Origin of the sequence: Mesorhizobium sp. M7A.F.Ca.US.005.03.2.1 (assembly GCF_003997795.1) — a bacterium.
GTDB lineage: Bacteria > Pseudomonadota > Alphaproteobacteria > Rhizobiales > Rhizobiaceae > Mesorhizobium > Mesorhizobium ciceri.
This window is the reverse complement of the sequence record NZ_RZRP01000108.1, coordinates 1-11475: the sequence shown is the minus strand read 5'-3', so window position 1 is coordinate 11475 and position 11475 is coordinate 1. Positions and strand designations below refer to the sequence as shown.

11 protein-coding genes are annotated in these 11475 nt (G+C 62.5%); 7 read left to right on the top strand and 4 right to left on the bottom strand.

The genetic code is table 11. The features are described 5' to 3' along the window. Positions 1-248, top strand: a 248-nt coding sequence (locus EN991_RS08880; protein ID WP_206519181.1) for a DUF3734 domain-containing protein, incomplete at its 5' end; no start/stop codon positions are given. A gap of 427 nt (positions 249-675) precedes the next feature. On the opposite strand, the gene EN991_RS08875 is transcribed toward EN991_RS08880, so the two are convergent. Then, on the bottom strand, positions 676-2277 hold the full coding sequence (locus EN991_RS08875) for an inorganic phosphate transporter (RefSeq protein WP_127368592.1): 1602 nt from the start codon (positions 2275-2277) through the stop codon (positions 676-678). Positions 2278-2401: 124 nt separating this feature from the next. Next, positions 2402-2935, bottom strand: coding sequence for a TetR/AcrR family transcriptional regulator (locus EN991_RS08870; RefSeq protein ID WP_013529308.1), 534 nt, complete (start codon positions 2933-2935; stop codon positions 2402-2404). Positions 2936-3080: 145 nt separating this feature from the next. On the opposite strand from EN991_RS08870, the gene EN991_RS08865 reads away from it, so the two are divergent. Both EN991_RS08865 and EN991_RS08860 read left to right on the top strand, forming a co-directional pair. Further along, positions 3081-4412, top strand: a complete 1332-nt coding sequence (locus EN991_RS08865; RefSeq protein WP_013529307.1) for an efflux RND transporter periplasmic adaptor subunit — start codon at positions 3081-3083, stop codon at positions 4410-4412. Beyond that, positions 4409-7492 (top strand): efflux RND transporter permease subunit, encoded by a 3084-nt coding sequence (locus tag EN991_RS08860; protein ID WP_013529306.1) that lies wholly within the window; start codon positions 4409-4411, stop codon positions 7490-7492. Before EN991_RS08865 ends, EN991_RS08860 begins: the two co-directional genes overlap by 4 nt. A gap of 198 nt (positions 7493-7690) precedes the next feature. Here the strand turns inward: EN991_RS08860 and EN991_RS08855 are convergent, their stop codons facing one another. Beyond that, the gene (locus EN991_RS08855) at positions 7691-8146 is read right to left on the bottom strand and encodes a L,D-transpeptidase (protein WP_013529305.1); all 456 of its coding nucleotides are present in this window, start codon (positions 8144-8146) and stop codon (positions 7691-7693) included. A 353-nt stretch (positions 8147-8499) separates the two neighbouring features. On the opposite strand from EN991_RS08855, the gene EN991_RS08850 reads away from it, so the two are divergent. After that, a complete protein-coding gene (locus EN991_RS08850; protein WP_127368591.1) occupies positions 8500-8832 on the top strand; it encodes a hypothetical protein in 333 nt (110 codons plus the stop codon). A gap of 37 nt (positions 8833-8869) precedes the next feature. After that, positions 8870-9037: a hypothetical protein gene (locus EN991_RS08845; protein WP_013529303.1), complete on the top strand. Its 168-nt coding sequence runs from the start codon at positions 8870-8872 to the stop codon at positions 9035-9037. 72 nt (positions 9038-9109) lie between these two features. On the opposite strand, the gene EN991_RS08840 is transcribed toward EN991_RS08845, so the two are convergent. Further along, positions 9110-9811 (bottom strand): response regulator transcription factor, encoded by a 702-nt coding sequence (locus EN991_RS08840; RefSeq protein WP_013529302.1) that lies wholly within the window; start codon positions 9809-9811, stop codon positions 9110-9112. A 46-nt stretch (positions 9812-9857) separates the two neighbouring features. Between EN991_RS08840 and EN991_RS08835 the strand changes: the two genes are divergently transcribed. After that, complete coding sequence (locus tag EN991_RS08835) at positions 9858-10631, top strand: response regulator transcription factor (protein ID WP_181172685.1); 774 nt, start codon at positions 9858-9860, stop codon at positions 10629-10631. Between the two features lie 67 nt (positions 10632-10698). Beyond that, positions 10699-11475, top strand: a 777-nt coding sequence (locus EN991_RS08830) for a PAS domain-containing protein (protein ID WP_164768930.1), incomplete at its 3' end; no start/stop codon positions are given.

Sequence of the window (11475 nt, the reverse complement as noted above, 5' to 3'; positions counted from 1 at the left end):
CAGAGGAAGCGCTGATCGAGGACTATTCGGACGCCGGCACCGTCAACATCGTGCACCTGATCTATCAGCACAAGGGCTATGAGGGTCACGCCAAGGACTATGAGTTCTCAGGCACCTCGATGCGCGAGCATTGGGAGACAGGGTTGGAGGACACGCAGCGCACCTTGCGCCATCGTGAGTGGCTGACGATGCCGACCAATGTCGACGGTGTGGCCATCCATGACCTGCATCGCGAAGACCCGACGTAGCCAGGCCGGTTATGCTCAACGGTTCAGCGTTGTTGGCCAGGATTCGTTTGAACGGCCATCGCCAACGCTCGAGATTGGCCGACGCCTCCAAACTTCGTCATCCCTGGGCGAAGCAGGAGCGAAGCTCCGTCGCGGAGACCCTGGGATCCAGGCCGTGACCTTTGCCACGGAGTGCAGCGGAGCAGAATTCAGCACCGCGGCAACGCTCAGGAGTCGCGGCATGGATCCTATGGTCTGCGCCGCGTCGCTTCGCTCCCTGCTCCGCCTCAGGATGACGAAGCGAAAGGCGTTTCGGCCAATTTCCTAGGCAGGTTCCACGTCAACAGAAACGAATACGTCTTCGCCCCTTGAACGCAGTGCTCACTTAAAGAAAAAAGGCAGCGCCGGTCACCCGGCGCTGCCTTTTGTTCGGAAGCTTACGCTCGGCTCAGAACACCTGGCGGAAGATGATGAACAGCACGAAGGCCAGCGTGATCGAGCACGGCAGCGTCAGCACCCAGGCAAGCAGCAGATTGCGCACCGTCGCCCATTGCAGCCCCGAACCGTTCGCCGCCATCGTTCCGGCAACGCCCGACGACAGCACATGGGTCGTCGACACCGGCAATCCCAGCCGATCGGCCATGCCGATGGTCACCATCGCCACGAGTTCGGCCGCCGCACCCTGGCCGTAGGTCAGATGGCTCTTGCCGATCTTCTCGCCGACCGTGACGACGATGCGTTTCCAGCCGACCATGGTGCCGAGGCCGAGCGCCAGCGCGACGGCGACCTTCACCCAGATCGGGATGAACTTCGTCGCGTTGTCGACGGCCTTGTGATAGTCGGTGACCGCTTTCAGATCGGTCGCCTCCATCGGCAGCAGCTGCTTCTTGTCGATCAGCTTGAGCGCTTCGCCGATCAAATAGATGTCGTTGCGGGCGTTGCTGACCAGATCGGTCGGCACCGTCTCGACCGAGGCATAGGGCTGCAGGCCAGCCGTCGTGTTGTGGATGTAGGTCTGCAGCGCAACCGTCGTCTGGTCGTTCCAGGTCCTGGTGCGCACGGCATCCTGGACGGCGGCCTTGGCATCGGTGACGGTGACCCCGGGCTTGGCATATTTGCCCAGCGCCGTTTCGACGCTGACCGAGGCAGACTTGTAGGCTTCGAGATAGTTGATGTCGGGGGTGCGGTTCAGCGCATAGGCCGTCGGCACGACGCCGATCAGGATCAGCATGATCAGGCCCATGCCCTTCTGTCCGTCATTGGAGCCATGCGCAAAGCTGACGCCGGTGCAGGTGAAGATGAGCAGGCCACGGATCCACCATGGCGGCGGCGTGTTGCCTTTCGGCGCCTCGTAGAGCGCCGGATTGCGCACCAGCAGCTTCATTACATAGAGCAGTATCGCCGCGGCGAAGAAGCCGATGATCGGCGACACCAGCAGGGTGACGCCGACATTGGTCGCCTGCGACCAGTCGACGCCGCTGGTGGCGCTGCCGGCGGGCGCCATGAACTGGTTGGCAAGGCCGACGCCGATGATCGAACCGACCATCGTGTGCGAGCTCGACGCCGGCAGTCCGAGGAACCAGGTGCCGAGATTCCACAGGATCGCCGCCACAAGCAGCGCGAACACCATGGCGAAGCCCGAGGACGAGCCGACCTGCAGGATCAGCTCGACCGGCAGCAGCGACAGGATGCCGAAAGCGACCGCGCCGCTGGAGGTGAGAACCCCCAGGAAATTGAAGGCGCCCGACCACATGACGGCGAATTCGGCCGGCATCGAGCGCGTGTAGATAACCGTCGCCACCGCATTGGCGGTGTCATGGAAGCCGTTGACGAACTCGAAGCCGAGCGCGATCAGCAAGGCGATGCCAAGCAGGATCCACGGCACGGTCTTGGCCACCGCAAGATCCTGGCTGAGCGCGTAGCCGACATAGGCGATGCCGACGAGCACCAGCACGCCGAAGGCCGGCAGGAACCACTTCGCGCTGCCCGATTGATCCAGCGGATGATCCGGTCTCGGAATGCCCGCCTCGCTAGAAACTATGTCCACCATGTCCCACTCCAGATGCATTGCAGCAAAGAACTGGGAAGACGCTATGTCCGCACGATGAACCCTGTGTGACGCCAGCGAACGCCGCGTTCACGAACAGGCCTGCCGAAAAGCGGGTGGGCGGCGCCTATTTGGCAATCTCGAGCAGCGACGATACCAACAACTGGCGCTCGTCTTTCGACAGGACATCCGAATCGAAGAGGTTCATGCTGCGCAATCCCTCGATGGCGAGATAGCAGATCAACAGCGATTTGAGATCCGGCGTCTCGCCCTTCAGCCGCTCGAAAAGCTGCCGCTTGAAGGTCTTTATCGGCATCATGAAATCGGGATCCTCGGCGATGGCCGAGAAGATCCAGGACGCCGACGGCTGCTTTTCCTCGCAATCATTGGCCGACAGCCTGATGTAGACGGCCAGGGGATTTTCGTCCTTGTCATTTGTGCGGGCGGCTTCCAGCGCGTGCTCGAACTCGCGCAGATAGCCTTCGACCAAACCTTGCATCAATTTGGCCTTGGTCGGGAAATTGTAGAGGAGCCCTCCCTTCGACACGCCGGCACGGCTGGCGACGGCATCCAGCGACAGGCTGCCTGGTCCGGATTCCCGGGCAACATCAGCCGCCGCGGCGAGAATCTTCTCGCGCGAATTCGGTCTTTGGGCTCTCATGGTGCCTCCCATCGCAAGCTTAGGCCCAATTGACAAGACCGTCCAGACGGTACAGGAAGACCGCCATTATTTGAAATCGGGACCCGCAGTCGGTATGTGTCCCGATATCCGCGCTTCGCGCCGGATTTCGACTGAGGGGACTTCCTTGTTCAAGCGCATACTCCGTATCTTTATCATTGTTCTGGTTCTGGCCCTGCTCGTCGTCGTGGTCGGCGGCATCGTCGGCTTCAACTTCCTGCGCGACAACGGCATCAAGCAGTACTTCGCATCGATGAAGCCGCCGGCGGCAACCGTTTCGACGACCATCGCCAAGCCTTCGGCCTGGACGCCAGGCGTCGAGGCGATCGGCACGGTCAAGGCGGTGCGCGGTGTCGACCTGACGGTCGAGACTACCGGTATCGTCAAGGACATCCTTTTCCATGCCAACCAGAAGGTGGCGGACAATGCGGTTCTGCTGCAACTCGATGACGCCGTCGAGCGCGCCGACCTCGATGCACAGAAGGCGCAAGCCGCGCTAGACCAGACCTCACTTGCCCGCGCCATCGAACTGACCAGGCGTGGCGTTGGCTCCGACTCGACGCTGGACACGGCGCGTGCGGCGGCCTCGGCCTCGGCATCCCAAGTCACCAAGCTGCAGGCCGTGCTCGACCAGAAGCAGCTGACGGCGCCTTTCGGCGGCACGGTGGGTATCCCGAAGATCGATGTCGGCCAGTATTTGGCGCCCGGCACCGCCGTGGTGACATTGCAGGACCTCGACACGATGCGGGTCGATTTCACGGTTCCCGAACAGCAACTCGCCTTGCTCAAGATCGGCCAGACGATTCGATTGGGCTTTGGCGGCGAGGACAGGCCATTCGCAGGCGCCATTCGTGGCATAGACCCGAAGATCGACTCGTCCAGCCGGCTGGTGAACATCCGGGCGGAAGTCGCCAATCCCGATGGCAAGCTGACCCCCGGCCAGTTCGTGCAGGTGCGTGTCGAGCTGCCCGAAGAGCAGAACGTGCTGACCCTGCCGCAGACGGCGCTGACGACAAGTCTCTATGGCGACTACATCTTCGTGGTGCAGCCAGCCAAGCCCGCCGAGACAGCGCCAGCTGCCAAGCCGGAGGAAAAACCCGCTGCGCCGGCAGCCGACAAATCGGCTGACGCCAAGCCTGCGGACACCAAGCCGGCCGATGCCATGAAGCCGGCGGCTGATGCAGCCAAGCCTGCCGCCGATGCGGCAAAGCCAACTGACAAGGCTGCCGATGGGGCCAAGCCGGCGGCGGAAGGTGACAAGCCCGCGCTCGTGCTGTCGCAGGTGTTCGTCAAGCCCGGCCGCCGCAATCAAGGCATGGTCGAGATCGTCGAGGGGCTGAAGGCCGGCGACGAGGTCGTCACCGCCGGTCAGAACCGCCTCTTCAACGGCATGTCCGTCGTTGTGGACAACACCATCGACCCGACCAAATCGGCGAACAAGCAGGCCGACCAGCAATGAGCTTTTCAGATCTCTTCATTCGCCGGCCTGTTCTTTCGACGGTCCTTGCTTGCATGATCCTGCTCCTGGGTTTCCAGGGCATCTTCAATCTGTCGATCCGGCAGTATCCGAAGGTCGATGAAACGGCCATCACGATCACCACGGCCTATCCAGGCGCCAGCGCCGATCTGATCCAGGGCTTCATTTCCGCCCCGATCGCCCGCGCCGTCGCGTCGACCGAAAACATCGACTACGTCACCTCGTCCAGCCGCCCGTCCTCCAGCACCGTGACGGTGCAGATGAAGCTCGGCTCGAACCCCGACGTCGCGCTGACCGAAGTTCTGTCCAAGGTTCAGGGCGTGCGCGGCACTTTGCCGGACGCGTCGAAGGACCCTGTCATCGTCAAGGGCACCGGCCAGCAGTTCGCGATGATGTACATCTCGATGCAGAATCCGAACATGACGAAGGAGCAGCTGACGGAGTATATCGAGCGCGTCATCAGACCGCGCATGTCGACGGTCGAAGGCGTCGCCGACGTGCAGATCTTCGGCGCCCAGGAATACTCGATGCGCGTCTGGATCGATCCGGTCAAACTTGCGGCGCGCGGCGTGACCGCCTCCGAACTGCTGACGGCGATCAACAATTCCAACTTCCTGTCGGCGCCCGGCAACACCCAGAACGAGTATGTCGTCTCCTCGATCACCGTGCGCTCGACATTGCAGACGCCGGAGGCATTCGCCGAGCTGCCGCTGCGCTCGACCGACGGCAATGTGGTGCGGTTGCGCGACGTGGCTCGCGTCGAACTCGCCGCCGAGAACACCGACACCAGGGTCTCGTTCAACGGTAAGCCAGGCACCTTCCTCGCCATCTTCCCGACGCCGGCGGCCAATCCGCTGACCACGGCGGCTGCGCTCACCAAGCTGGTGCCGCAGATTCAGGAGACACTGCCGAAAGGCATGACGATCGAGGTCGTCTACGACGCGACCGGGCAGATCAGCGCCTCGATTGAAGAGGTGTTCAAGACCATCGGCGAGGCGGTTGCCATCGTCGTCGTCGTCATCCTTCTGTTCCTTGGCTCCTTCCGGTCGGTGATGATGCCGATCATCACCATCCCGTTGTCGCTGATCGGCGTCTGCTTCCTTTTGTTCGCGGTTGGCTACTCGATCAACCTTCTGTCGCTGCTCGCCATGGTGCTGGCGATCGGCCTGGTCGTCGACGACGCCATCGTGGTGGTGGAGAACATCCACCGTCACATGGAAGAAGATCACATGTCGCCGATGCAGGCTGCGTTCAGCGGTATGCGCGAAATCGCATCAGCCATCGTTGCCATGACCATGACGCTGGCCGCCGTGTTCGCACCGCTGGCATTTACCGGCGGCCTGACCGGCGCGCTGTTCCGTGAATTCGCGGTCACGCTCGCCGGCTCGGTGGTGCTGTCGGGTGTCATCGCCATCACCATCACCCCGATGATGTCGGCACGCCTCTTGAAGTCCGGCACGCCGGGCCGTTTCCAGCGCATTGTCGACGGCACCTTCGCGCGCGTCGAGCATGTCTATGAACGCGCCGTCACCGGATCGCTGAACTATCGCCCGTTGACGTTGATCATCGTGCTTGCGCTTGTCGGCGTCACCGGCTTCATGTTCACCAAGACCTCGAGCGAACTTGCGCCGGAAGAGGACCAGGGCTTTCTGCTCTCGATTGTGACGGCGCCGCGTTATGCGACGTCCGATTACACCGAGACATACGTCAACCAGATCCTCGGCCTGGTGAAGGATATTCCCGAAACACGGGCGCAGTTCTCGGCCGTCGCCTTCGGCGGCACGACAAACAGCGCCTTCGTCGGCTATGCCTTCAAGGACTGGGCGGAACGCAAGCGCAATTCGAAGGAACTGCAGGCTGACATTACGGCCCGTATCGCCAAAGTGGCCGGTGTCGAGGCCTTCGTCTTCGCACCGCCGACGCTGCCGGGCTCCGGCGGCGGCCTGCCCATTTCCATGGTGGTACGATCGACCGGCGCTTCCTCGGAAGTGTACGAGGTGGCCGAGCAGATCAAGAACAAGGCGCAGGCCTCCGGCCGCTTCATCGTCGTGCAGAATTCGATGGCTTATGACGCACCGGAGGTGACGGTGACCATCGACCGCGACCGCGCCGCCGCGCTGAACCTGCCGATCGCCGATATCGGCCGCACGCTGACCTTGCTGGTCGGCGGCGCCGAAGTGGCGCAGTTCGACCGCGATTCCAACAGCTACGACATCATCCCGCAGGTGCCGCAGGAGTTTCGCGACGACCCCGACAAGCTCGGCGAATACTTCGTGCGCAGCGTGACCGGCGAGATGGTGCCGCTATCGGCGGTGGTCAAGATTTCGACCAATGCGGCGCCGGCGGCAATCGAGCAGTTCAACCAGCTGAATTCGTCGACGATTTCGGCGCTTCCGCTGCCCGGCGTCACCACCGGCGACGGGCTGAAGGCGCTGGAGGACATCGCCAAGGAGAGCCTGCCCGACACGTTCTTCATCGATTATTCCGGTCAATCGCGACAGGAAAAGGAACAGGGCAACACCATCCTGATCGCTTTCGCGGCCGCAGTTGTCGTCATCTATCTGGTGCTGGCGGCGCAGTTTGAAAGCTTCCGTGATCCGCTGATCATCATGATGGCGGTGCCGTTGTCGATCTTCGGCGCGATCGTGCCGCTCAATCTGGGCCTCGGCACGCTCAACATCTACACGCAGGTCGGCCTGATCACACTGATCGGTCTGATAACCAAGCACGGCATCCTGCTGGTCGAGTTCGCCAACCAGCAGCGTGAAAAGCATGGCATGCGGCGGCGCGATGCCATCATCGCCTCGGCCAAGGTGCGCCTGCGGCCGATCCTGATGACGACGGCGGCGATGGCGCTCGGCGTTGTGCCGCTGATCACGTCCAGCGGCGCTGGTGCCGCGGCCCGCTATTCGATGGGCCTGGTCATCTTCACCGGCATCCTGGTCGGCACCATGTTCACGCTCTTCGTCGTGCCCATGTTCTACACCTTCATCGCCAGCAAGGACCTGCCTCATCTGGCGGAGAAGCCGGACCCCAAGCTGATGCCGGCACTGCCGAGCTAGGACGGTCGAGGGAGTCCCGCCCAGAAATGCGCGGGGCAAATCGATGGAAACAAAAGAAAAGAGGCCGGGAAATTCCCGGCCTCTTTTCTTTTTGGCTGGGCTCGATACCGCCGGTTTGAACTGTACGCAATACCGCAGCGTTTCCGGAGGGAGCTTTGAGGCGCGGCAGCATGCTGCCACGCCACCGTTTCCAGCCTGCTACTTGACGATGACGATGCTGGTGTTGGTCGCCCCGAAGGTTTCGACGAGCTGGTAGAAATCGGCGGCGTTGTCGGGGTGCAGCCGCACGCAGCCATGCGAAGCCGGCTGGCCGAGGCGCTTGATCGCATAGGTCGCGTGCACCGCATAGCCGCCGCTGAAGAAGACCGAGTGCGGCATCGGGGCGTTGTCGTATTTCTTCGAATACCACATTTCATGCATGCGGGTCGGCTTGAACGAGCCGGTCGGCGTCACATGGGCCCGGTCGCCGGTGGAGACTTTCCAGGCGAAAGTCGGCCGGCCGTCGACCGAGACTTCCATGATCTGCTGCGAAAGCGAAACGCGCGCCACGATCTTGTTGGCGGCATGCGCGGCGCCCGAGCCGAACAGCAGTGCGGCACCGGTCAGCGCGGCGGCGGCGATGTTGATGAGCTTGGCGGAAATGGCGGTATGCATGAAGAAAATCCCCTCTCTCTGCCGGTCCAGCCGGCTCCAATTCGATGGCTGCTTATCCCCACGTCATGTTTCGGAGAGATTTCGCAAAATGCTCATTTGTGTTTCGAATCTGTTTCCACTGGTTAACAAACGCCAACCCAATTAGAGCCGTCGGTGGCCCGCCAGCGAGACCCTAGCAAGACCAAGGTCAGGAACATGGGTATCCGTCGCTAAACGAAAGTGCGAATCAGCAGTATTCGAAAGGACCGCCGTAGATCTCGAAACCAAACTGCAACAAAGCGAGGTTTCAAGCGGCATGATCCGGATACGGGCCGCAAGCAAAGTTGACGCAACGAAAACAGCCGGTAACGAACATGGGAACGAAATCGAACGTGCTGTCCTGGCTTTTCAGGATCAGCATCGCGGCAGCGGTCATCGGCGGCGTCGGCATGGTTGCCGGCACCCCGCTGACAAGCCTCGGCGCGATGACTTCAGGCGAGATTTCGACCCTGCACGCCGCACTGGTTTTCTCCACGGTCTGGATTGTTTCCAGCCTGCGCATCGCCCGGCTAAAGGCCCTCTGGCGGGTCGGCCTTAGGCTGACGGGTTTGCGCGGCGCCTCCGGCAACTTGCTGCCGAGAGGACCGAAGGCCCGCGCCGAGACGGGGGGTTCCGTGGGCGGCGCGGGCGCTTCGGGGGTATCCTGAAGCGACCCGCAACAAACCATTTTGGGGAATTGGTACGATGAAAACGAAATTTGCCGCTTCGGTGCTTTCCGCACTGCTTTACGCCCAGGGCCTGCTCGGCTTTGCCGGCCTTGCCACCGTGCTGCTCAGGGACCGCGCCCACGCTGGCGAGCTGACCATGGGCAGTGACATGCCGGTGGGTCCATCGCTTCTGCTGGTACGCTGAGCGCCAAGAGCGTCGGGGCCGGAGATGGAAAATCCGATGCCCGAAACCAGAGACTGCGTCAGTGCCCGGCAATCAGTCCGCGAATTGCCGCGGCGGATCGAACCGGTAGCCGGCGCCGCGTATGGTGGTGATGGTTTCGGTGTCGAGTTTGCGGCGCAGCCGCACGATGCGCGAATCGATCGAGCGATCGAAGGCATCGGCGTTTTCGGCAGGCGCCGCGGCGATGATGTCGTCGCGCGTCAAAACCTTGCGCGGACTGGCCAGGAACAGCCTGAGCAGCGCCACCTGACCGGGCGAAAGCTGTTCCTCCGTGCCGGAGCGATGCATGACCATCGCCGATCTCAGATCGACGGTCGCGTTCTCCAGCACGATCAGTTCCTGGGTGCCCCTGCCGCGGCGCGAAAGCAGGCCGCCGACACGGGCGGCCAGTTCACGGACATTGAGCGGGCTCTCGACGACGTCGGCCGCACCAAGCTCCAGCGCCAGCACCTTGTCGACAAGATCGGCCGGGCGGCAGATCAGGATGAAATCCGGTCCGCCCTCACCGCCTCCTCCTTGGCCGCCATAACGTCTGAGCAGGTCCCGCCCCTCCGCCTGGCTGAGGCTGTCGCCGACGACGACGACGTCGATGCCCTTTCCCGACAGCAGAGATTCGGCTTCCCAGGGCTGGCGTGCCTGATGCACGTCATGGCCGCGCCGTTCAAGATGGTCGGCGAGTTCGGTCGCGACCACTTCGGCTACCGAAACGAGCGCAATGACGGATCGTGCGGCCATGTTTTCCAACCGTTCCCTGGCAACCCCGATATGAGTGCTGGACATGATGTTTATACCCAATCTACTTTCCACTGAAAGTGGGAGCGAAAGCATCGTGCGGGCAAGAATTGTCATCGTCGAGGATGAGCCCGACCTGAGGGACGCTGTCGCCGAATACCTTGGCGCCGCCGGATATGACGTGGCCACCGCTGAAAGTGCGGCCGCCGCGCGCAGCCTCGTTGAAACGCAGTCGTTTCATCTTGCCATTCTCGACATCGCCATGCCCGGCGAGGACGGCCTCTCGCTTGGCCGCTGGCTGCGTTCGAAACTGCCGATCGGCATCATCTATGCGACCGCGGCCGGCACCGCGCTCGACCGCATTGTCGGGCTGGAACTCGGTGCCGACGACTACATCGTCAAGCCTTACGAATTGCGCGAAGTGCTGGCCAGGGTGCGCAGCGTGTTGCGCCGGGTTCCCCAGCCCAAAGAGCTGCAGGACAAGAGGGCCGGGGCGGATCGCCGTTCCGTTGCCTTCGGCCCCTTCCAGGCCGATCTCGACGGCAGGCTGGTCACCGGCGCCAATGGCGTGGTGATCGACATGGCCAAGAGCGAGTTCGACGTGCTGGAGATTTTCCTCACCCGCGCCAACCGGCTGCTGAGCCGCGCCGCTATCTCCGAGGCGATCGGTTTCACCGAAGATCCGGAATCGTCACGCGCGGTCGACATTCGCATCATGCGGCTGCGCAAAAAGATCGAGGCCGATCCCGCCAATCCGAAATTCCTGCGCACGGTGCGCGGCGAGGGCTATATCTTCTCGCTGCCGGCCGGCGACGGCAACTGAGCACCGGGCCAGAAGGATGTAGTTGCTCGCCGGCCGAATTGGCGCGACTCCGGAATGACAGCACAAGATGATCGCTGAAGCAGCAAGCACCGATATGCAAGGGTTCAGGCAGGGCGCGGCGATGGCGGCCGTGCGCGTCGTTCGCCGGCTGCGCGAGGCCGGCGACTGGCAGCGCGAGATGGACGGCATACTGGAAACGCTCTGCCGGGCCATGGATTGCCAGCGCGGCATCCTGTTTCGCTTGCGCGAACTGCCCGGCCAGGGCTTCGCCCAATCCGTCGCCGCCTACTGGATCGACCCTCTTTTCGGCGGCGAACTGGCATCACCGACCGTCATCATGCAATCGATCGTCAATTCCGACCCGCTGCTGGAGCGGCTTGCCGAGGACGAGAGGCAAGGCAAGATCTTCGCCGGTCATACGCGCGACCTCGAAGGCTTCCTGAGGACCGATTTCGAAAAGCAGAACATCAAATCGTTCCTCTCGGTCTCGGTCTTCGCGCACGGCCATCTCTGGGGCACGCTGGCGGTCAATGACTGCATCAACGAGCGTGCATGGACCGACGAGGAAGAGGCGACGCTGCACATCATCGCGCTGGCCATCGGCGACGCCATAGAGCGCTCGCCCTCCGACGCCCACGCCAGCGAGGTCATTCGCCGCACCATGCTGCAGGCCTCGCTCGACGCCATTGTCGTCATCGACGAGACCGGCTCGATCATCGAATTCAATCCGGCCGCCGAGAAGATGTTCGGCTTCCAGCGCAGCGACATCCTCGGCAAGGACCTGCTCGATACGATCGTGCCGATCTACTACCGCAAGGGCTATGCCTCAGGAGCCGAATACATG

Bases quoted from the DNA above. Each gene is read 5' to 3' on its own strand.
- EN991_RS08860 (WP_013529306.1), top strand. From the start codon at position 4,409: ATGAGCTTTTCAGATCTCTTCATTCGCCGGCCTGTTCTTTCGACGGTC.
- EN991_RS08875 (WP_127368592.1), bottom strand. From the start codon at position 2,277: ATGGTGGACATAGTTTCTAGCGAGGCGGGCATTCCGAGACCGGATCAT.
- EN991_RS08855 (WP_013529305.1), bottom strand. From the start codon at position 8,146: ATGCATACCGCCATTTCCGCCAAGCTCATCAACATCGCCGCCGCCGCG.
- EN991_RS08835 (WP_181172685.1), top strand. From the start codon at position 9,858: ATGTTTATACCCAATCTACTTTCCACTGAAAGTGGGAGCGAAAGCATC.
- EN991_RS08870 (WP_013529308.1), bottom strand. From the start codon at position 2,935: ATGAGAGCCCAAAGACCGAATTCGCGCGAGAAGATTCTCGCCGCGGCG.
- EN991_RS08850 (WP_127368591.1), top strand. From the start codon at position 8,500: ATGGGAACGAAATCGAACGTGCTGTCCTGGCTTTTCAGGATCAGCATC.
- EN991_RS08840 (WP_013529302.1), bottom strand. From the start codon at position 9,811: ATGGCCGCACGATCCGTCATTGCGCTCGTTTCGGTAGCCGAAGTGGTC.
- EN991_RS08845 (WP_013529303.1), top strand. From the start codon at position 8,870: ATGAAAACGAAATTTGCCGCTTCGGTGCTTTCCGCACTGCTTTACGCC.